This is a genomic window from Chryseobacterium viscerum, assembly GCF_002899945.2.
In the GTDB taxonomy this organism is placed as follows: domain Bacteria; phylum Bacteroidota; class Bacteroidia; order Flavobacteriales; family Weeksellaceae; genus Chryseobacterium; species Chryseobacterium viscerum.
The window spans coordinates 754,210-775,583 of record NZ_PPEG02000001.1 but is presented as its reverse complement, the minus strand read 5'-3'; the positions used below and the strand labels follow the sequence as shown (position 1 = coordinate 775,583).

The 21,374-nt window shown below is 36.5% G+C and carries 17 protein-coding genes and 1 pseudogene; 14 read left to right on the top strand and 4 right to left on the bottom strand.

Annotation, left to right across the window (positions count from 1 at the left end; all coding sequences use genetic code 11):
• Positions 1-21 precede the first annotated feature (21 nt).
• The 5 genes and pseudogenes from C1634_RS03580 to msrA all read left to right on the top strand — a co-directional run bounded on the left by C1634_RS03580 (position 22) and on the right by msrA (position 6,618).
• Positions 22-1,221 carry a PepSY-associated TM helix domain-containing protein gene (locus C1634_RS03580; protein WP_103231940.1) on the top strand — a complete coding sequence of 400 codons (1,200 nt, stop codon included), beginning with the start codon at positions 22-24 and terminating at the stop codon, positions 1,219-1,221.
• A complete protein-coding gene (locus C1634_RS03575; RefSeq protein WP_103231946.1) occupies positions 1,221-3,335 on the top strand; it encodes a TonB-dependent receptor in 2,115 nt (704 codons plus the stop codon). Before C1634_RS03580 ends, C1634_RS03575 begins: the two co-directional genes overlap by 1 nt.
• A 51-nt stretch (positions 3,336-3,386) precedes the next feature.
• Positions 3,387-4,595: a PepSY-associated TM helix domain-containing protein gene (locus C1634_RS03570; RefSeq protein WP_103231941.1), complete on the top strand. Its 1,209-nt coding sequence runs from the start codon at positions 3,387-3,389 to the stop codon at positions 4,593-4,595.
• Between the two features lie 79 nt (positions 4,596-4,674).
• Positions 4,675-5,643 (top strand): ROK family protein, encoded by a 969-nt coding sequence (locus C1634_RS03565; protein ID WP_103231942.1) that lies wholly within the window; start codon positions 4,675-4,677, stop codon positions 5,641-5,643.
• 331 nt (positions 5,644-5,974) lie between these two features.
• Positions 5,975-6,618, top strand: a pseudogene (gene msrA / locus C1634_RS03560) (peptide-methionine (S)-S-oxide reductase MsrA).
• A 207-nt stretch (positions 6,619-6,825) separates the two neighbouring features.
• Here the strand turns inward: msrA and C1634_RS03555 are convergent.
• The gene (locus C1634_RS03555) at positions 6,826-8,586 is read right to left on the bottom strand and encodes a RagB/SusD family nutrient uptake outer membrane protein (protein ID WP_109737901.1); all 1,761 of its coding nucleotides are present in this window, start codon (positions 8,584-8,586) and stop codon (positions 6,826-6,828) included.
• 18 nt (positions 8,587-8,604) lie between these two features.
• On the bottom strand, positions 8,605-11,649 hold the full coding sequence (locus C1634_RS03550) for a SusC/RagA family TonB-linked outer membrane protein (RefSeq protein ID WP_109737900.1): 3,045 nt from the start codon (positions 11,647-11,649) through the stop codon (positions 8,605-8,607).
• Positions 11,650-11,981: 332 nt separating this feature from the next.
• On the opposite strand from C1634_RS03550, the gene C1634_RS03545 reads away from it, so the two are divergent.
• Positions 11,982-13,058, top strand: a complete 1,077-nt coding sequence (locus C1634_RS03545; protein WP_109737899.1) for a phosphatidylinositol-specific phospholipase C1-like protein — start codon at positions 11,982-11,984, stop codon at positions 13,056-13,058.
• A 129-nt stretch (positions 13,059-13,187) separates the two neighbouring features.
• Here the strand turns inward: C1634_RS03545 and C1634_RS03540 are convergent, their stop codons facing one another.
• Positions 13,188-14,975 carry a metallophosphoesterase gene (locus C1634_RS03540; protein ID WP_109737898.1) on the bottom strand — a complete coding sequence of 596 codons (1,788 nt, stop codon included), beginning with the start codon at positions 14,973-14,975 and terminating at the stop codon, positions 13,188-13,190.
• 73 nt (positions 14,976-15,048) lie between these two features.
• Entirely contained in the window at positions 15,049-15,861 is an 813-nt protein-coding gene (locus C1634_RS03535; protein ID WP_103232121.1) for a hypothetical protein, read from the bottom strand.
• A 381-nt stretch (positions 15,862-16,242) separates the two neighbouring features.
• On the opposite strand from C1634_RS03535, the gene C1634_RS03530 reads away from it, so the two are divergent.
• The 8 genes from C1634_RS03530 to C1634_RS25790 all read left to right on the top strand — a co-directional run bounded on the left by C1634_RS03530 (position 16,243) and on the right by C1634_RS25790 (position 21,350).
• Positions 16,243-16,443 (top strand): hypothetical protein, encoded by a 201-nt coding sequence (locus C1634_RS03530; protein ID WP_103232122.1) that lies wholly within the window; start codon positions 16,243-16,245, stop codon positions 16,441-16,443.
• A gap of 153 nt (positions 16,444-16,596) precedes the next feature.
• Positions 16,597-18,192 (top strand): tetratricopeptide repeat-containing sensor histidine kinase, encoded by a 1,596-nt coding sequence (locus tag C1634_RS03525; protein ID WP_123921366.1) that lies wholly within the window; start codon positions 16,597-16,599, stop codon positions 18,190-18,192.
• Between the two features lie 13 nt (positions 18,193-18,205).
• Positions 18,206-18,871 (top strand): response regulator, encoded by a 666-nt coding sequence (locus C1634_RS03520; protein ID WP_103232124.1) that lies wholly within the window; start codon positions 18,206-18,208, stop codon positions 18,869-18,871.
• Positions 18,872-18,995: 124 nt separating this feature from the next.
• Entirely contained in the window at positions 18,996-19,259 is a 264-nt protein-coding gene (locus C1634_RS03515) for a hypothetical protein (protein WP_103232125.1), read from the top strand.
• A complete protein-coding gene (gene yidD / locus C1634_RS03510) occupies positions 19,231-19,518 on the top strand; it encodes a membrane protein insertion efficiency factor YidD (protein ID WP_103232126.1) in 288 nt (95 codons plus the stop codon). Before C1634_RS03515 ends, yidD begins: the two co-directional genes overlap by 29 nt.
• 5 nt (positions 19,519-19,523) lie before the next feature.
• Positions 19,524-19,856, top strand: coding sequence for a YegP family protein (locus C1634_RS03505; RefSeq protein ID WP_103232127.1), 333 nt, complete (start codon positions 19,524-19,526; stop codon positions 19,854-19,856).
• Positions 19,857-19,867: 11 nt separating this feature from the next.
• Entirely contained in the window at positions 19,868-20,935 is a 1,068-nt protein-coding gene (locus C1634_RS03500) for a type I restriction endonuclease (RefSeq protein WP_103232128.1), read from the top strand.
• Between the two features lie 100 nt (positions 20,936-21,035).
• Positions 21,036-21,350 carry a hypothetical protein gene (locus C1634_RS25790; protein WP_123921364.1) on the top strand — a complete coding sequence of 105 codons (315 nt, stop codon included), beginning with the start codon at positions 21,036-21,038 and terminating at the stop codon, positions 21,348-21,350.
• Positions 21,351-21,374 lie beyond the last annotated feature (24 nt).

Genomic DNA, 21,374 nt, shown 5'->3' with positions numbered 1-21,374 from the left:
TCACGGGGTTAACTTTTTGCTATGAGAAAAAAGCATCATAAAAAGAAAGTTTCTCCGGTAAAGAACTGGTCTGCCAAGCTGCATTTGTGGTTTGGTTTATCTGTTGGTATCATTGTATTCATAGTCTCTCTTTCAGGGACTTTATATGTTTTTAAGGACGAAATACACAATACCTTACGCAAAGAAGCCATTGAACTCAAAAAAGAGGATATCGGGAAAAAGCCATTGCCTATTACTCTGCTTCGTGAAAAAGTATCGCTGGAGCTTAATGAAAAGTATCCTGTCAGTGCTGTAGAAATCCCTTTGGATAAAACCAAATCCTATCAGTTTGAATACTATGAAAAAAGCAAAAAAGGATGGAATTATTTTCAGCAGGTACGTATTAACAAGCTGGTTTATGTGAATCAGTATACCGGGCAAATCCTTGCTGTTTACAATGAAAAATATGATGTCTTCAGTATTCTGAAATATCTCCACTGGGGACTTTTGCTAAATTCAGAATGGGGACCCTACACCGTAGGAATCCCAACCGTTCTTTTTATCATCATGCTGATCACCGGAATCATTTTATGGTGGCCTAAAAATAAAAATGCCAGAAAAGGACGTTTCTGGTTCAATTGGGAAAATGTAAAAAACTGGAAACGTAAAAATTATGACCTTCATAATATCCTGGGGTTCTATGCATCGTTTATCGCTTTATTATTATGTATTACAGGGCTTTATTTTGCCTATCCCTACGTAAAAAATACGTTCACATTTGCATTATCAGGCTCCTGGGAACTTCCAAAGGAAAAAGAAAGAAAATCTCCGGACTCTCTGATGGCGAAGAATGAAGCTGTTTTTGATCTGGCTGCGGCACAGACTGAAAAATTGTATTCAAAATCATCCAGCTTCAGAATTAATCTAAACGGGAAAAATAAAAAAGGAAAAGAACTGAAAAGCCTTCCGGTAACCGTATACGGGCTTGACGGAAGATACAGTGAAAGAAATATCCTGACATTTGACAAATATTCAGGAAAACTACTAGCCAACAAACCTCATCACAAACTCAATACCGCCGAGAAATATTCTAACGCCAATTATGATATCCATACCGGATCTTATTTCGGAATCATTGGAAAAATCATCTGGTTTATCGCGGGTCTCATCTGTACATCACTCCCCGTAACCGGATTTCTGGTCTGGTGGGGGAAAAGAAAGAAAAAAGGAAAAAAAATATAATGAAAAAAGCACTTTTGTCAGCTGCCTGCTTAGGAACTACTACCGTTTTTGCTCAGGTTAAAGATACTTTACAGACCAAGAATGTGGACGAGGTTGTGATGACTGCCTCAAGAAAAAGAGAAAATATAAAAGAGGTACCAAGCTCTATTACCATTGTCGGAGAAAAGCAGATTCAGTCTCAGCTGACTGTTAACTCAGATATTACGAGCATCCTTCAATATACCGTTCCCAGTTTAGGAACCAACTCCGGACAGACTTCCAACTCCGGGCAGACGTTAAGAGGGCGCCAGGTTTTGGTATTGATTGACGGGATTCCACAGTCTACTCCACTTCGTAACGGGGCAAGAGATTTAAGAACTATTGACCCTTCAGCCATCGAAAGAATCGAAGTGATCAAAGGAGCTTCTTCTATCTATGGAAACGGAGCAGACGGAGGGATCATCAATTATATTACAAAAAGAAGCAAAACAGATAAAAAGATCTCTGGGGTTTCTCAGATCGGATTGACAGGACAGCCTTATGGCGGTACTTTAGGTGTAAGAGCAAGCCAGCTTTTAACAGGAAAGATCAAAAAATTTGATTATACCCTTTCATTAGCCTACGAAAGAACAGGATATACAAAAGATGGAGATGGAGTTTTGATAAGCCCTACCTACAGCATTGCCAAGATGGACAATTACAACGGATTGCTGAAAATAGGTTATGATATCAACGAAAATCAAAGAATCGAGGCTTCTTATATCGGTTATTCTTCAAGATCAGACCTTAATGTAGGATTAAAAACAGGAAAATACGGCATCACGCCCACTATTGGAGAAGGAATAGGAAAAGGTCAGGAAACTACACCTCAGGGAACTCCGAAAAACCACAACATCAGAGTGAGCTATGATAATAAGAACCTGTTTGCTGGGACTTCTTTAAATATTAATCTTTATTATCAAGATTTTAAAACCGTTTACGGATACAGCGATACCTTTTTCAATGGCGGACAGTCTAATGTTATTTCAAAAAAAGCAGGGGCAAGATTGAATTTCGATACCCAGCTTTGGAACTCAGCCAATTCTCAGGGAGAAATCATCTACGGAGCTGATATTCTGAATGATGAAACCGTACAAAAACTGGAAGACGGACGTTTCTGGACTCCTAATATGAATATGACCAACATTGCTCCTTTTGTATTGGCAAAAATTGATCTGTTCAAAAAATTAACCATCAAAGGAGGGTTTCGCTACGAAAATATCAAAGTTAATGTAGATGACTTCAATACCCTTTCTACCCTTAAAAGTGACGGAACTTTCACCAAAAGTATTCCGGTTGCAGGTGGAAAGTTAAATTATAATGCCTTAGTAGGAAATATTGGTATCCGTTATAATATTGAGCCTTATATCAATATTTTTGGAAGCTTCTCACAAGCCTACTCTATCAATGAATTAGGAAGAATTTTAAGAACCTCAACTTCTGAGACGATTAAAAACCTGGAAACAAAACCTATTATCGTTAACAATTACGAATTGGGAGCAACAGGGCAGCTTTCCAACTGGCTGAATTATGAATTGACTTCTTATGTAAGTACTTCTAAACTGGGAGCATCATTCGTGCAAAGCCCGGACAGAGCATTAATGATTCAAAGATCTCCCGAAATTGTATACGGAGTGGAAGGTTTCTTACACTTTACCCCAACAAAATGGATTCAGTTTGGAGGAAGCTACAGCTGGATGGAAGGGATCACTTCCGTAAAGGATGATGGTGATTATTCTGCAAAAATCAACAACAGCAGAATTTCTGCTCCTAAAGTTCTTGCTTATGTGCAGGCAAAACCTATCCCGGCCTTATCAGTTGGCTTAGACATGCTTCACTCTTTCCAACAGAACAGATTCGAGCCTAATGCTAAAACGGGACAGTATGGCTACGGTGAAGGATATGTTCCTGAATATACTGTATTTAATTTCAAATCAAGCTATGAAGTCAACAACAACTGGAGACTGTCATTAGGTATTGAAAACCTTTTCAACAAAGTATATCAGCCTGCTATTTCATGGTGGACAGCAAGAGACAGTGACTTCACCAACGCTCTTGGATTGAGAGGAACGTTCATGATTGAATACAAATTTTAATTAAACTAAATAAAAAGTAAAGCATATCTTTGCTTTACTTTTTACTGCTATATGAAGAAAAATCATCATAAAAAAAAGCCGGGATTCTTTAAAAAATGGTCTGCTAAACTGCACTTATGGTTCGGATTGGGAATAGGGTTTCTGATCTTTATTATCTCTATTACCGGAGCATTGTATGTCTTTAAGGACGAGGTGGAAAATATTACCCGAAAAGATGTTATTTACCATCAGGAACAGAATATAGAGCAGAAACAGGTGCTTCCCATCAGGGTAATGGAAAAAGCTGTTGCAGAGCAGGTGAAAGAAAAATATCCCATCCATTGGGTAAACGTTCCTATCGACAAGAAAATGTCTTACATGTTCTTTTGGTACGAGCACAATACGGATGCCTGGAATTATTTTGATGAATTTCCTATCTATAAACAAGCCTATGTAAACCCCTACACCGGGAAAGTACTAAGGGTATATGATGAGAAAAACGGATTCTTCAACATTGTAAAAATGATCCACTGGAGCTACCTGTTGAAGCAGGACTGGGGAACCTACGTAGTGGGAATTCCGGTTATCATCTTTATCATTATGCTGATCTCCGGGATCATTCTATGGTGGCCCAAGAACAAAGCAGCAAGAAAACAACGTTTCGCCTTTAAATGGAAAAACATTAAAAGCTGGAAACGAAAGAACTATGACCTTCACAATGTACTAGGATTTTATGCCTCTATATTTGCTTTGATTTTCTCTATTACAGGGCTATTCTATGCATTCTTTGTTGTTCAGGCCATGATCTATGTGATATTCTCCGGTGGAGAGACAAAGTATCCTGACTTCTCCCATATTAAAACAAAAGCTCCTATTGAGCTGAGAACGGAAGGAACACTCGATAAAATCATCAATACGGTACAAACAAAATATCCTGATTCCTATGGTTTTGCTATAGATTTAGGGCACCCACATATGGATGACCACGAACATCCCAACTTTGAGGTATACGTGAAACATCTTTCTTATTCTTACCACAAAAGCAGCAGCTTAATCTTTGATGAAAACTCAGGAGAACTGCTTCACACTCATGATCCAAAGGATAAAAACTTTGGCGAGAAAACAGTGAGTGCCAATTATGACATTCACGTTGGAGCCATTCTGGGGCTTCCAACCAAGATCATTGCTTTTATTGTAAGTCTTATCTGTGCCTCTCTTCCGGTTACCGGATTTATGATCTGGTGGGGAAGAAAAAAGAAAAAACCGCTAAAAACAGTTTAACATATTAAATAAAATAGAGTTAATAATCCATTAATACAATCTTTTTTATAATTTTAGCCCCTAGAATTTAATAATAGAAATGTCATTAATAGATTTATCAAAACAAGTTGCCCTTGGAGTTGACATCGGCGGAACCAATACCAAATTCGGAATCGTAAACCACCGTGGAGAAGTTCTGGATAAAGGAAATCTCAGAACTGATGCTTATGATAAAGTAGAAGATTTCATCGATGCTTTATACGAAAGTGTTCGTCCAATGATGGAAAAGTATGGTACTGAAGCACACTTTGACGGAATCGGAGTAGGAGCTCCCAATGCGAACTACTATAAAGGAACGATAGAACTGGCTCCCAACCTACCCTGGAAAGGAGTGATTCCATTTGCTGAGCTGATGACAGCAAAATTCAATCTGCCTTGTACCGTGACTAATGATGCAAATGCTGCAGCGTTGGGAGAAATGCTTTTCGGAGCAGCACGAGGGATGAAAGATTTTATCATGATTACCCTGGGAACAGGAGTAGGCAGCGGAATTATTGCGAACGGAAGCTTGATCTATGGACATGACGGGTTTGCCGGAGAACTGGGACATACGATTGTAAAGCCAGGCGGTAGAAAACACTGGAGCACAGGATCTGAAGGAAGTCTGGAAGCCTATGCCTCTGCAACCGGAATTACCATTACAGCCAAGAAAATGAGAGCCGAATTCCCGGAATCTATGCTGAACCAATATCCTGAAGACGAAATCAATTCTAAAACAGTATATGAATGTGCTATGAAAGAAGATCCAATTGCGATTGAAGTTTTCAGATACACAGGTCAGAAACTGGGAGAAGCAATAGCTAATTTTGTGATGTTCTCTTCCCCACAAGCCATTCTTTTATTCGGTGGCGTAATCAAAGCAGGAGATTTTATTTTAAAGCCGGCTAAACTTCATATGGAAAGAAACCTTCTTCCTATCTTCAGAAATAAAGTACAACTGGTTTTCAGTGAACTTGACGAAGCAGATGCTGCCATTCTTGGAGCAAGTGCTTTAGTTTGGGAAAAATAACTGAATACATTGTAAATAATATAGAGCATCCTTTTTAGGGTGCTTTTTTTTGCCCACGAATTACACAGATAATCAGATTGCATTATTCTTGTGCTTATTTGTGAAAACATTCGTGTTATTTGTGTTTAAAATTAAAATAGAAGAATATAATTCAGCTTAATTGAGATGCTTCGTGAACCTTCAGTTTATGCTCAGCATGACAATGCTAATACTAAATGCTTTACTATCATCTCCCTCATTTGCCTTCAATGTTTAGTTCATAATCGTGTTTAAAATCATTTGCAGCATCTATCATTGTAATTTGAGTTTAAGGAGCTAAAATCATGTTCAAATGAAAAAGTTTTTCCTATTTTTGATTGTCTTTTTCTCAATCATACAGAATGAAAAAAGAATTTTATAAATAAAATAATCAACCTTAGAATGGACAACAATAATTTAGAGCAAATAACTTTTGGTGGCGGATGCTTCTGGTGTGTGGAAAGCTGCTTTAACCTGCTGAAAGGAGTAAAATCTGCAATCTCCGGATATTCGGGAGGGCATAAAGATAATCCAACCTATCAGGAAGTCTGCACAGGCGAAACAGGACATGCCGAAGTGGTACAGATCACTTATGATCCTGCTATTATTTCTTACGAACAATTAATGGATGTATTTTTCTTCCTTCACGATCCTACTCAACTTAACAGACAGGGGAATGACATCGGAACTCAGTACCGTTCTGTTATTTACTATAAAGATGATGCTGAAAAAGCAAAAGCTGAAGAGGCCATCAAACTTTCTCAGGAATCAGGAAGATGGAGCGGAACTTATGTAACGGAATTAACACCATTCGACAAATTCTGGTCTGCAGAACAGTATCACCAGGGATATTACAATGACAACCCTACTCAGCCTTACTGCAGCGCTGTGGTGGGACCAAAAATCCAGAAGTTTAAAAAATATTATGGAGAATTGGGAATGCTGAACGCAGAATAAGATTCAACTATTTTTTAAGTTTCGGCTAAAGCCGGATTGATTTATACATCTATAAAATGGACTAAAGTCCGTTCCTATTGACATTTACTATCATTTTATGGGAATTGATGCCGAATACAGACAAATCGATATAAAATAACAGAAGCGAAGAGATTTTTCTCTTCGCTTCTTGTTTACACAAAAAATAATTGTTTGATATGAAGAAGACTAATATCCTGGGTTTTGTTTAAAATCTTTTGAGGCATCAATGGTAGCCTGAGGAATAGGAAAAATTCTTCTGAAAGACTGAGTCGCAGGCTTCGCTGTTCCCGGCAAATCAAATTTCTCGAATCTGATCATCGCCTTTCTTCTGTACATTTCCCAATACAATTCATACCCTGATTCTTTAAAAAGAATGTTCGCATCCAAAGCAGCGATGGCAACTCCCGGAGCATTACCCTTTAAGGCATCATTGGTTCTGCTTGTTCTCAGCTTATTGACATCTGCCAAAGCTGCTGATATATTTCCGTTTCTGAAGAAAGCTTCCGCTCTCATCATATAGATGGTTCCTAATCGGTATAATGGGACATCCATTCCACTTGTTCCGTTGTTTCCGTAACCAGGGTCGAATTCAAACTTGAAGTTTCTTACCCCTCTGTTGATCTGCGCCTGTGTAAATACAGCTTCTGAAGAATTGTCAAAGCTCAGTTCCGGAGTAAAATCTGCAGCAAGCGTAGTATTCTTTTCTGTGAATAATTTATATACTTTGATTCTTCCGTCCGGGGTCAGATCAAAGTTTCCGCTCGGAAGAATTTTCGGTCCGTATTGCTGACCCACCTGTAATCCTCTGTTGAAATGGAACCACGGTTTCCCTGTTCCTTCCACTTTACTTGTTGAGGGTACACTTACATCGGTTCCGTCATTTCTGAACCAGGTTCCGTCTTCATATTGATATGTTCTCTGGAAACGCGGATCATTATGATTTCCGTTCCATGAATAATAGAATTCCGGAGTGATACAAGATGCATTGGTTCCTCTGTTATCCGGTGAAGGTTTCTGAATCCTTTCCATAGACATATACGCGAGGTCATTATCTGCATTTCTGTTTGAATTCTTCTTCTGAACAATGGTAAAGATCATTTCCTTACTCGTATCATTATTGATATCAAAATTGTGGAAGTAATTCGATTCTAAGCTAAAAAGCCCGCCATTAATCAGCATATCGGAATACTTGATTACCTTATCCATGTCATTCCCTCCTCCACTTACAGCCTGTTCCTTAAAGTCGAAATTACCTCCCGTTTTGTTCTTTAATACAGCTCTGTTTAGATACATATCTGCCAGTAGTGCATACGCAGCCTGCTTTGTAAATCTTCCTGCGTGGGTATTCTGGGTTTTAATATCAGCCAGGTTTGGAATAAGACCTTCTACTTCAGTGATTAAGCCGTCAATTGTAGTATCTGCTTTTCGGATCTGTATAGGTGCATTTAAGTTATCCGGATCTCTGTAAGGAGCCTGCCCGTATAAATCGATTGTCGTATACGTGTAAAAAGCCAACAGTCCTTTTGCTTCTGCCAAAAATAAAGCCTTATTATTCCCATTACTTTTGTTGATACTTCCTATAGCAAACAGAGATTTCGTAATCCCTGAGTTCAGCTGATTCCATGTGTTTTTTACAACATCATTATTAGCATCCCAGGTGAATTCATGCATGGCTCTCCATTTACCTCCATCTCCCCAGTCACTTCCTCTTGTGGGTAAGATGGCTTCATCAGTAGAATATTCCTGCAAAGCAAACACACTTCCATGGTCTACAAAAGTTCCGTCACCAAGCTGTCCGTAAGCAGCAGCAAGAGAAGCTTCAGGGTCTGCGTTTTCAGTTCCCATTACCTCATCAATTACTTTTTCATCCAGATTTGTACATCCAATTAAAGACATTACTGCGATGCACAAAACGACTTTATTAATATTTAAAAATTTAGATTTCATGATTTCTTTTAACTTAAATTAAAATTTGATAGTAGCTCCCAAAATGAAAGTTTTTGCAGACGGATACGTCGTGTAATCAATTCCCAGGGACTGGTTCCCCTGCACTTGCTTATTCGTGTCAACCAGTGGATCGTACCCCGAGTAGCTGGTAAGGGTAAATAGATTCTGTGCACTTACATACAGATTGATACTTTTCAAAAATTTCAATTGATTCATGTCAAAAGTATATCCCAATCTTACATTGCTTAAACGAATAAAGTCTGATTTCTCAAGATATAAAGAAGAAAGCTGCGGCTGATTGGCAAAGCTTGCTCCTGAATCATAATATTTCTTCAAAACGTTTCTGTCTGAAGCTAAGTTGTTGATATTTAAATCCAAAGCTGTATTATTCACCAAATATCCTCCCGTTTGTCCAATCAAAGAGAATGCAAAATCAAACTTCTTGTATTTCATATAAGAGTTGATCCCAAAAGTGAAATTAGGAATAGCCCCTTCAAAGATCTTCCTGTCATTCGGGTCAATCTTTCCGTCTCCATTCAGATCTTCATAAATATATTTTCCGTTGGCATCAATTCCTAAGTAATTATACATATAGAAAGATCCTGCCTCATACCCATTTCTGTAGATATTTGCGGTAACTCCTGAAAGTCCGGGTCCTGAAACCTCCCCCGAATTAATGCCTGAAACCGGAAGATCTTTTACCACATTATTTACTGTAGCTCCATTGATATCAAAATTCCATGTGAAGTTTTCGTTTTTAATAATTTCTGAACCTAAAGAGAATTCAAAACCTTTATTCACAATTTTTCCATCAGCATTCAGCCAAACGAAATCGGTAGGGCTTAACGGAGTGGAAGGAATATATAATATTGGATTTTTAGTTGTTTTGTTGTAGTATTCCAATGAACCATATAATTTGTTTCTAAATAAGCTGAAATCCAACCCAATATTGGTTTGTGCTACAATTTCCCATTTCAGATTAGGATTGGGCGTTCTCACCACCTGAACTCCATTGATCAGGTTTAAGTTATCGTATAAATAATATCCCGCATTTTGTGATAATAAATAACTTGCTTTTGTAATTTTATTGAGAACCTCCTGGTTTCCGGTTTCTCCCCAGCTTCCTCTTAGTTTCAATTCGTTAATAAATGAAACTCCCTTCAGGAAATTTTCATTTGAAATCGTCCAGCCTACAGCCACTGATGGGAAATATCCATATTTATTGTTATCCCCAAAACGTGTAGAACCATCCGCTCTTAAGGACGCTGTTAAGAAATATTTTTTATCAAAATTATAATTTACTCTTCCGAAATAAGACTGTAATTCATTTTCTTGAGAGGTTCCTGGCTGTGGAATAAACACATCTCCGGAATATCCAGGGTTAATTTCTGGTGAGATCCCCACTCCCTGATTCACAAAGTTTCTGACTCCAAGATAAGTAGCTGTAGCTTTAAATTTCTGATAAGAGAACCCTCCCAGTATGCTGAAGTTATGTCTGTTTAAGCTAAGATCATACGTTAAATAATGCTCCAAAAGAATATTATAAGAATCCAGGTTGGCCTGAGAATAAATTCCTTTTGGGCTTCTGTCTGTAATGTTCGGGAACATGGTTGTATTTCTTTCTGATAAGCTTCTGTCAACCCCTAAATTAAATTTATAATTCAATCCCGGTAAAATTCTCAACGTGGCTTCCGTATTCCCCAACACTCTGAAAGTATTCGTTTTATCTTCGTAAACACTCAATAAATATAATGGATTGTAGTGGGCGTTCATATTGAAATTCGTATAATTTCCGTTTTGATCATATACGGAACGCGTAGGATTCGCCATCAAAGCATGGATAATCAGCTGGCCGTCAGACCCGGCATTTCCACCGTTTGGAATTCCTGTTTCTCTGATATCACTTGCGGTAAGGTTGAGCTTCACCTTTAGTCTTTTGTTATCAAAGAAAGACTCCTCTGCATTCAATCGCGCAGTTGTTCTTTTAAAGCTGCTGTTCAGCACAATACCATCCTGGTCCATGTGAGAAAGGGATGCAAAATAATTCCCTGTATCTGTCGCTTTTGAGAAGGAAACCGAATGATTGGACGACACTGCATTTCTGTAGATTTCGTCCTGCCAATCTGTATTTCCGCCATGGTCATAAGATTTATCAATACCTGCCGCTCTGTACTCGTCTGCAGTCATTAGATCTAATTTTTTTATCACTGAAGAAAACCCTAAATACGTATCATACGTAAACATAGGCTCTCCCTTCTTTCCTCTTTTTGTCGTTACCAAAACCACCCCGTTTGAACCTCTTGCTCCATAGATCGCAGCCGCAGAAGCGTCTTTCAAAACCGTGATGGATTCGATATCACTTGTATTCAAAAAGTTTAATGGGTTCTTTGCGGTTGTATTTCCCAGTCCTACATTCGGACTTTGTGCACTCACCGGATCATTATTCAAAGGAATACCGTCTACAACGAATAATGGGGTACTTCCACTTCTGATGGAGCCAATACCTCTGATCGAAACATTCACTCCCGCTCCCGGTTCTCCACTCGACTGAACGATACGGACTCCCGCGATTTTCCCCTGCATCAGGTTGTCAACAGAAATATTCATTCCTTCTTTGAAGTTCTCAGCCTTCAACTGGCTTACCGCTCCCGTTAAGTCTGATTTTTTCTGAGAACCATACCCGACCAAAGTGACCTCTTCAATGGAGGTAGCCTCTTTTTTAGACTGTAATTTTACAGCAATCGAAGTACTTGAAATCTTCATTGTCTGAATCCCATATCCGTCATAAGAAATGGATAGGGTCTGCCCGATATTCGCGGAAATTGTAAAGTTTCCGGATGCATCGGTAGTAGCGGTTTCTCCGGTTTCTATAACGGTAACTTTCGCTCCTTCTATTACAGAGCCTGTCTGATCCGTTACATTTCCGGAAATCGTTTCATTTACCTGTGAAAATACAGGATAGTTGGAGGTAAATCCTTTAGCATCAGCTTGGTTGGCCACCAAAAAAATTAATGCAATCGGAATTAGCTTTTTAAGCTTAAAAAAATTAATTTTGTGGTACATATCAATAAGTAAAGTAATTGCAAGACGTTACATTGCTTATTAAAAATCCGCTGTTGTTCCCGCAACAGTGGTTTTCTTTTCAGGCAACGGTTAGTTTTTATTTCGGCATACAAAGTAAAAGCATCTACCACAATTCTATTTTAACATAATATTATCTTAAAGTCAACAAAATATAAATATCTCATTTTGAGATATTAGAAATTCATTAATTTACAAGCATTTACAGTCATCCATTTTTTCAATAATTACAATTTTTTAAAGAAGACTTAACATAATATATAAATCATTCATCGGGAAGAGTCATTAATTTCGCAGTGACAAAATTCATCGAAATGAAAAAGGCTGTTTTCTTAGGCATCTATTTATCTTCCATCCATTTTCTTTGGTCACAGACGCAAAATATAAGCGAATTAAAAATCAATGAAATTCAGGTAATTGGTTCTCACAATTCTTATAAAAAGGCTATCCTTCCTGAAGTGTACGCTTATTTATCCCAAAAAGACAGTCTCAAAGCATTACCGAGAATTCAATATGAACACATTCCTATTCCCCAGCAGTTGGACCTTGGATTGAGAAACCTGGAGATTGATGTATATGCTGATAGTAAAGGGGGGAAATACGCCCATCCGAAAATTCTGGATCTGGTAAAAACAACCGAGTCTTTTGATCCGGACGGCAAAATGAAAAAACCGGGTTACAAAATGATTCATATTACAGATATTGATTTTCAGACGTGGTATTATACATTGGAAGACTGCCTGAAAGACTTGAAAAAATGGTCTGACCTGCATCCTGATCACGATCCTGTTTTTATAACCCTTGAACCTAAAGACGGAAAAGCCAACCAGTTTGGAACAGAACCTGAGCATTATACTTCAAAACTTTTTGATGATCTTGATCATGAACTGAAAAAATATCTTGGGAGAGACAAAATCATCGCTCCGGATGATATCCGCGGTTCTTATACCACTTTAAACGAAGCTGTTATAAAGAAAAACTGGCCAAAAGTGAAAGAGGTAAAGGGGAAATTCCTTTTTGTACTGGATAATAACAGTGAGAACAGGGATTTGTACATTAAAGACCATCCTTCATTAAAAGGAAGAATGATTTTCACTAATTCTAATCCGGGAACACCAGAAGCTGCTGTTTTGCTGATGAATGAGCCAAAGAAAGATGATACGGCCATAAAAGATCTGGTAAAAAAAGGCTATATCATCCGTACAAGGGCTGATGCAGACACCATGGAAGCCAGAAGTGAAGATTATTCAAGGTTTGAAAAGGCCAAGCAAAGCAGTGCACAGATTATTACAACTGATTATTATCATCCAAGCAAATTATTCAAATCCAATTATAAGGTAAGCTTTGAGAACAACGCCTATGAAAGAAAGAATCCTGTAACGGGAAAATAATATATTCATGATTAAATATTGAAAAGAAATGACCGTCAGAGTGCTGATGGTCTTTCTTTTTTACCACAAATTGCCCTTATATTTTTCATAAATAGAAATGTCCGTGAAATCTGTGATACACTAAAAAGATTACAGTCTTCTTATTTTCTGGTTTTTCAAATCTATTTCAAAATGATCTGCCGGATCTCCGTTAGAAAGCAGTGAAAGTATTTTAAAAACTGATTTTAGCTGGATCACCAATGGATCCTGCGAATGATTTTCCTGATATAATTGCTCCAATACCTGATACTGCTCCAATCTTTCTTTAGGAATATCTTTCTTTGCCAGTTCATCAGCAGACTGAAACTTATACAGATCCAATAACAGATCATCAACAGACCACTTTTTAAAGGTTTCTGATACAATCTTCTTCTCCTTCAGCTGATTTTTATTTTGAATAAGTAACAGGAGATCTTCTCCATTCATATTCTTAGATTTCTCAATAAAATCTTTCGGCCAATCATCCGGAATCATTCTCAGGCGAACCAATTCTTTTAAGTGAAAGAGCATGAAATCGTGATAGGATTTTGTTTTCAAAATATCTTTATTCCAACGTATTTTACCTGTATCTTTTTGCAACGCCTTATATTCTTTTTCATACAAAGGAAATAATTCATCAAAGCGCGGAACCTCATTCAAAACTTCGGTCTGCACTTCCATGGTGTCCGGAGATTGAATGGTCAGAATTTTATAGCTGGGCAAATATGCCGCCAGTGACGGAACCTGAACATTGATCAATACATGATCTCCTACCCTCCTAATTCCGGTATCATTAATGTGCATATGACCCGCAAAGTGAATCTGCAATCCGGCTTCTGCAAATACTTTTGCAACTTCTTCCTGAGGAACCCGCTCCAGCTGCCATTTCTTTTCTCCTAATACGTTTTTAATTTCCCGAGTGGCTCCATCATTAAAATCGATCATGGGATAATGGGTAAAGGCAATCAATGTTTTATTATTTTTCTTCGCTTCATCAGCCAGCTTTTTTACCCACTGTATTATATGTTTTTTGTTAGTCAGTACGTTATTATAACCAATGTTTGCTCCTTTGTAGTTGGATGTATTTTGGGGATTTTCATGGAGGTTTTTCGGAATATAGATATTTCCGTCGATGGCAATCATCCATACATCTTTCACGGGTTCAACAACATAACTTAAATCCGGAACATAAAACCCTTTTTCAACGTCATACATTCTTTGGGAGTAATCTGCCGATTGCAGCGCTTTTTCGTAAGAATAATTTTTAAACGAATCATGATCAAAAGGTGTACTCCAAAACAGATCTCCTTTTTTTGGATAGAAGCCAAAATCTTTTAGTTCATTCAGGATTTCAAGATATCCGGATTCTGCAATATCTTTTGTGATCACTTTATCTTTTGATTTTCCGATATTTTCTTTGCTGTAAATTCCCAGTGGATTTCCATCCTGTCCGAGAAAATCATCTTTTCCGCCGTCATTTCTGAATGGTCCTACGGGATCGTGGTTTCCTGTCGTCAAATAAAAATTAATCCTGTATTTCCGGTGGTATTGTTCTAGAATGGTATGAAGTCCACGAAGGTTATAAGCCTGTCCATCATCCGAAAAATCTCCGGGCATGGCTACAATTTTAATTCCTTTTGCAGCAATATCATCCAAGGCCTTAAGAAAAGCAAAATAATTTTCGTTGAAAATTCTTGTAGAGTGTAATTGAGAATCCATCGTCCTCAGAATTGTGGGTTTTCCTGTTTTAGGATTCAAAATTCCTTTAAAATCATGATCCGAAAAACGTCCATACAAGTCCTGAAAATGCACATCGGAAAGAAAAGCGATCTGCACAGGTTTTTGCGCCTGAAAAAGGGCAAATACAAAAAATAAAACGGGGAATATTCCTTTGCTCATCTTAAAATAAGACGAAATTAAGGGAATCGCTGTGGATTTGTTTTAATTGAATTTTAAATAATTGTGAAGGAAATTACTCTCCTTTGCCATATGTTAGGATCATATGATCAGTTGCCAGCTTTAATTCTTTTTTATTGTCTGGATTAACCCCATCCATTGTAAAAAAATTAACTTCATTATTATATTTGGAGCACCATACCTTCCCCAAGGAATTCCCAAGGGTTAACGTATCAGGTCTAGTAACTTTTTTAAAATAGTTAAGTTTTATAGTATCTATAGGGATAACTTGACGATGAGGATTTCTATCCTCACAAGATGTTATCTTATATTCAGTCCCGTTCCAATACATACAGTTTCTATCTACCTCCAGTTCATTGAATAAACCTAATCTAATCCCCCCCTCCTTTTTATCTTTTCCTCTGGGTAGATTGTAGTTTCCTAGCAAAATACTCCCTATAAGAAGTATTCCAGCAATGCCTAATCCATTTTTTTTCATGAATTCTGGTAGATTAAAGTACTGAGTAATATTGATTTTGATCCCCCTTCCAAACAACTCATCATTATCATCTACATCAATTCTTACGGTAGTTGATTTTTCTTTCTCCTCTTTTTTAATAAATGTATTGGAAAAATGAGTAAAGTCTATATAACCTACATATTCGCTAAGCTTATTTAAAATTTTTATGTCTTTTATATTAGGCTCACTATTATCCCGTATGCAAGCATCATAATACCGAACAAATGTTTTTTCATTAATTATAAATTTCAACTTTTTTTCAAAATGGTCAACAAGTTCTTTACACCAACCATTCTTAGTGCTTTCAGCGGGAAAATCTTTTCTTGCCTTCTCAAATACCTCATGAATTAGTAGTTTTTTCTTGGACATATCTAGTTTTTTCTGTCTTTACAAAATAGGCGATTATCTCTCATACCACATTACGGATTCCCATAAAGCCTCCGTTGTCCATTTCGTGTCCATAGATGTCCAGAACGTGTCTAACATCCGTCTTATGTTTTGTCTCATCTTTGCTTCAGAAATCAGTGATAAACAAAACATTACAAAAACAAATTTACAAAACTGATTTTAAAATCACCAGATAAAACGGAGGAAAACTCCGGGTTGGGAAGCAGATGTTTCTCCTCCGTTTTTGAAGGTTTACTTCCCAAAAAATTTAGAAGCGCTTCAATTTTTTTAATCGTGTAATACTATCTGCGATCTGTTTCGCAGGGAAGAACACGAATGCTTTAACAATAAATTTTTTGAACCATGTTAGAAATTATTTTAATGCTATTCGGTTTAGCATTCTCAAACAATACGGACAACGCAACAACTGCAAATGATAATAACCCAACAACTGTAACCACACAATCTCAGGGAGAGTCTACAGGTACAGGAGAGACAGGGGGAACCGGAAGTGGTGGAGATACCAGTGGAGAAACAGGTAATGTTCCTCCTCCTAAAAAATAATCATATTAAAAGGGCGATTAAATCGCCCTTTTTTATATATATTTAGGCTTCAATTTATTATGCATGTATTATTTAAGATTTTTCCTTCTTCTTTTTTTAATAAACTGTAATTATTCTGAAAATACACGATCAAAAACTACAGAAAATATTTCCGTGAAAAAAGCTGACAGCATTTATAATGAAGCTGAAAGTTTTTACTATAAAGATGATTATCAAAAAGCATTTTTATTATTTTCAAAAGCAGAGGATATTTATAAACAAAATAAGGATTCTCAGGATATAGCATCTAGCTTATCCTATAAAGCAATAATATTGAATGATATTGGAGATCACTTTACAAGCAATGAAAGAGCAATAGAAGCCTTAAGCTTTTTAAAACAACCTCAGGATTCAGCCCATCTGTCATCTATTTATAACTCACTTGCAATTGCCCAGAAAAATCTTAAGCATTACAAAGAAGCTTTGCAGTGGTATAAAAAAGCCTTATTAGCAAGCACCGTAGATAATAATAAAAAAACTATTAAAAATAATATTGCAGATCTCTATGCAAAAATGAAACAGTATTCAAAGAGCATAGAAATTTATAGTTCTCTCTTAAAAGATAAAAATATAACGATCAATAAGGACTATGCCATGATTTTGGATAATTATAATTATACTAAATGGCTGCAAAATAAAAACTTTAATCCAGAACCGGAACTTTTAAAAGTTTTACAATTAAAAAAAGATTTAAAAGATATTAAGGGACAAATATCTACACATTCTCATCTTGCAGACTATTATTTAGAAACTAATATTGCAAAAGCTATTCAGCATACAGATGCAAAATATGCGCTTTCTCATACTGTAAATAATCCATATGACAGGTTAGAATCTCTAGGAACTCTTTTGGAAATTTCTCCTACTATTGACAGTAAAAAATTATTTAATGAGTTCAAATATCTAAACGACAGTATCATTACGGCAAAAGATGATGCAAAAAACAGGTTTGCTTTAATTGAATATGGTGTTGAAAAACAGAATATTGAGAATCAAAGACTAAAAAATAGTGATGCAAAAAAAGAAGTTCAATTATTAAGGCAATATTTTCTTTCAGGATTACTTGTTGCACTATTAGTTATTATTATCATTTTATATAAGAAAAGACAAAAAAAACTTCAACAAGAAAAAGAAATTGAAGTAAAAAACACCCAGCTCAAAATGTCTAAAAAGGTTCACGATGTAGTTGCCAATGGGATCTATCAGGTGATGACCAAAATTGAGAATCAGGAACATTTTGATAAGAATACAGCGTTGGATGAGCTTGAATTTGTATATGAAAAATCCAGAGATATTTCCTATGAAAAACCTGATGCCCAAGACGTTGTAGAGTTTGATGAAAAACTCTCCGGACTTATTGGTTCTTTCAAAAATGAGGAAGTGAATACCTTTCTGGCCGGAAATGAAAAAAATATCTGGAACGGTGTGGATGATTCAGCGAAAGATAATGTCTATCAGGTGATCCGTGAGCTTCTGGTGAATATGAAAAAACACAGCCAGGCAAGTCTTGTTGCTTTTAAATTTGAAAGAAATAATAACCTTATCAAAATTCAGTACACAGACAATGGAATAGGTATTCCCGGAGATCTTTCCTATAAAAATGGATTGAGGAATACGGTTTCCCGTATTGAAAACATCAATGGAGAAATTACTTTTGACAACACAACAGAAAAAGGGTTGAAGATTTATATTTCATTCCCTGCATCGTAAAAAAACAAAAAGAATGTTCAAAAAAATTTTAATAGCCGAAGACCACGAAAGCAGCAGTATTTCTGTACAGAAAACATTAGAAGATCTTAATATTTCCAATGCAGATTATGTGTATTATTGTGATGATGCCATAGCCAAGATTCAAAAATCTATCCGGGAAAATGATCTATATGATTTACTGATTACTGATCTTTCCTTTGAAGAGGATCACCGTGAACAAAAAATTAAGGATGGTAAGGAACTTATCAGTGCTGCCAAAGAACTGCATCCTTCCCTGAAGGCCATTGTCTTCTCCGCAGAGCACAAATCCGGGGTTATCGATTCTCTTTTCTCAGAATATGGAATCAACGGTTTTGTTCGTAAAGCCCGAAATGATTCCAAAGAACTGAAAAAAGCAATCGCTTCTGTATACGTCAATGAAAACTATCTTTCTCTTGATCTCAAACAGGAAGTAAAGAAGCTGAACAGCTATGAGTTTTCAAGCTATGACATTACCCTGGTCTCTCTTTTATCTCAGGGAGTTCTTCAGAAGAATATTCCTGTATATCTTCAGAATAATAATATTAAGCCCAACAGCCTGAGCAGTGTAGAGAAAAAACTCAACAACCTGAAAGAAGATCTTCAGGTCACCAGTAATGAGCAGCTTGTTGCTTTTTGTAAGGATTTAGGGATTATTTAAGTCTCCAATACCCACACTTTGATATACAAACCTTTCATTTTTGAAAGGTTTTTTTTGCGTTACGGTTTCCCGTAAGGATTGGGATATAAAGGATGATACTTTTGGAGTATAAATAAAAACAATTATGGAATACAAAGTAATACCATTTGTTGCCACAGCCAATCAACAAAATATGAGTGCAAAAAACATTGCAGAACAATTAGACAATTTGATAAAAGTTCATTCCATTGACGGCTGGGAATATGTAAGACTGGAAAGTGTATCCACTTACATACAGCCTGTTCAGGGGTGTTTTGGAAATACAGCCAAACCGGGTTATATGACTTCTTATCAAATGGCGGTTTTCAGTAAAAAAGAAAATGAAAAATCTATTAATTCTTCTTATTAAAATTTATTGGTGGGGCATTCCTCCGGCAAAAAGAAGGAAATGTATCTTCAGAACCAGCTGTTCTAAGTACGTGTATGAAAAAACAATACATGATGGATTTATTTCAGGATTAAAAGCTTTCAGATATCGTTTTCAAAACTGCAGATCCGGCGCTCACCTTATAGAAAATCCTTCAGGAGAAATTCAAATCATTTTACCTAATCAACAAATTCTTAATGAAATAGAAATTTCAGAAAGATTTATTACAAATAAAAAATAACCATCATGGGAAAATTCGTAATCACTCAAAGAGTCAATAGAGAATATCAGTTCAATCTTAAAGCCGGAAATGGCGAAATTATTTTAACCAGCGAAGGATATGTTCAGAAAGCATCATGTCAGAAAGGAATCGAATCAGGAAGAGTCAATTCACAGGAAGATTCAAGATATGACAGACGTGTAGCCGTCAACAGCAAAGAGTATTTTGTTCTTAAAGCCAGAAATGGCGAAATTATTGGTAAAAGCCAATTGTATAGCACAAAATCTGGTATGGAAAACGGAATTGCTTCTGTAAAAAGCAATGCTCCGGGTGCAGAAATTATTGATGAAACCCTATAAAAATTACAACTATGGATCTTAAAATAAAACTAGAACAGCTGCATCAAAAAGTAACAGGCTTAAAGGAGCAGATCGGCACGGAAGAAGCTACAAAGAATGCTTTTGTAATGCCTTTTATACAAATTTTAGGCTATGATATTTTCAATCCTACAGAAGTGGTTCCCGAGCATGTTTGTGATATCGGAACCAAGAAAGGAGAAAAAGTAGATTATGTGATCAAAAATAATGATGAACCTATCTTCATCATCGAATGCAAACATTGGAAAGAAAGTGCAGACGCTCACAATTCCCAGCTTCACAGATATTATCATGTTTCTAAAACAAGATTCGGTGTTCTTACGAATGGTATTATTTATAATTTCTATACAGATCTTGAAAAGCCCAATATTATGGATGAAAAACCATTTTTCACGATTAATATGGAAGACTTGAAAGACAGTTCAATCAAAATCCTGGAGAGCTTTACTAAAAAGGATTACAACCTGGAAAGTATTCTGGACTCTGCGGAAGCATTAAAATATATTAAGGCGATAAGAAAGGAATTTGAAAAAGAAATAGAATCTCCTTCTGATGAATTGGTAAAGCTATTGGTAGGAAGATTCTTTGAAAAACCGATGACAGCCAACCGAATGCTTTCTTTTAAAGAATATACCAAAAAAGCATTGACTACTTCTATTAATGAATCAATCAGTTTCCGTTTAAAATCTGCATTGAGCATTAATGAACAGATTGAAAAAAGAGAAGATGATATAAAAACATCGCAGCCTATTGATGAAAATAATGATTCTAAAATTGTTACTACTGAAGAAGAGCTCGAAGGGTTCCAGATTGTAAAAGCAATCATGAGAGAAAAAGTTTCTTCAGCGCGTATAGCTTACAGAGACACATTATCTTATTTTGGAATATTACTGGATGACAATAACAGAAAACCGCTTTGCAGATTACATTTCAATACGGCAAATAAATATATTGAAACCTTTCATAACGGTAAAGATGCTGGAGAAAAAGTACTGCTGAATAATCTTGACGAAATATATAATTTCAGAGAAGAACTTCATAGAACCCTGGAAAACTATTAACCCCACACTTCAAATCAGATTAAAGTTCTAATAAATTGATTGACCATCAACCATTGATCAAAATCCCTGATAACTATTCACATCATTAAAAATAAATACCATGAAAAAACTACTTTTTACAAGCCTTCTAGGGCTGGGACTATTATTACCTGCTAACTTCTCCGCAACCACGTCCACCACTGTTTTTGCAAAAGAGCTTTCTGGCAAAAAACCTAGAAAAAGTAAAAGCAAATCGAGCAGAAAAAGCAGAACTACAGGCAGTGCATCTTCAGGATATTCAAGAGCATACTCCTCAAGCAAAGGCTGCACGTATAACGGACAGCAATTATATGTAGGATCAAGAGGTGGATGCTATTATTATTCGGGAAGCAGTAAAAAATATGTAGACAGATCTTATTGCTCTGGATGTAACTAAATAAAAATAATAACCATGAAACTT

Excerpts from the sequence above, each read along its gene's own strand:
- C1634_RS03580 (WP_103231940.1), top strand. The coding sequence starts at position 22 with ATGAGAAAAAAGCATCATAAAAAGAAAGTTTCTCCGGTAAAGAACTGG.
- C1634_RS03575 (WP_103231946.1), top strand. The coding sequence starts at position 1,221 with ATGAAAAAAGCACTTTTGTCAGCTGCCTGCTTAGGAACTACTACCGTT.
- C1634_RS03570 (WP_103231941.1), top strand. The coding sequence starts at position 3,387 with ATGAAGAAAAATCATCATAAAAAAAAGCCGGGATTCTTTAAAAAATGG.
- C1634_RS03565 (WP_103231942.1), top strand. The coding sequence starts at position 4,675 with ATGTCATTAATAGATTTATCAAAACAAGTTGCCCTTGGAGTTGACATC.
- C1634_RS03555 (WP_109737901.1), bottom strand. The coding sequence starts at position 8,586 with ATGAAATCTAAATTTTTAAATATTAATAAAGTCGTTTTGTGCATCGCA.
- C1634_RS03550 (WP_109737900.1), bottom strand. The coding sequence starts at position 11,649 with ATGTACCACAAAATTAATTTTTTTAAGCTTAAAAAGCTAATTCCGATT.
- C1634_RS03545 (WP_109737899.1), top strand. The coding sequence starts at position 11,982 with ATGAAAAAGGCTGTTTTCTTAGGCATCTATTTATCTTCCATCCATTTT.
- C1634_RS03540 (WP_109737898.1), bottom strand. The coding sequence starts at position 14,975 with ATGAGCAAAGGAATATTCCCCGTTTTATTTTTTGTATTTGCCCTTTTT.
- C1634_RS03535 (WP_103232121.1), bottom strand. The coding sequence starts at position 15,861 with ATGTCCAAGAAAAAACTACTAATTCATGAGGTATTTGAGAAGGCAAGA.
- C1634_RS03530 (WP_103232122.1), top strand. The coding sequence starts at position 16,243 with ATGTTAGAAATTATTTTAATGCTATTCGGTTTAGCATTCTCAAACAAT.
- C1634_RS03520 (WP_103232124.1), top strand. The coding sequence starts at position 18,206 with ATGTTCAAAAAAATTTTAATAGCCGAAGACCACGAAAGCAGCAGTATT.
- C1634_RS03515 (WP_103232125.1), top strand. The coding sequence starts at position 18,996 with ATGGAATACAAAGTAATACCATTTGTTGCCACAGCCAATCAACAAAAT.
- yidD (WP_103232126.1), top strand. The coding sequence starts at position 19,231 with ATGAAAAATCTATTAATTCTTCTTATTAAAATTTATTGGTGGGGCATT.
- C1634_RS03505 (WP_103232127.1), top strand. The coding sequence starts at position 19,524 with ATGGGAAAATTCGTAATCACTCAAAGAGTCAATAGAGAATATCAGTTC.
- C1634_RS03500 (WP_103232128.1), top strand. The coding sequence starts at position 19,868 with ATGGATCTTAAAATAAAACTAGAACAGCTGCATCAAAAAGTAACAGGC.
- C1634_RS25790 (WP_123921364.1), top strand. The coding sequence starts at position 21,036 with ATGAAAAAACTACTTTTTACAAGCCTTCTAGGGCTGGGACTATTATTA.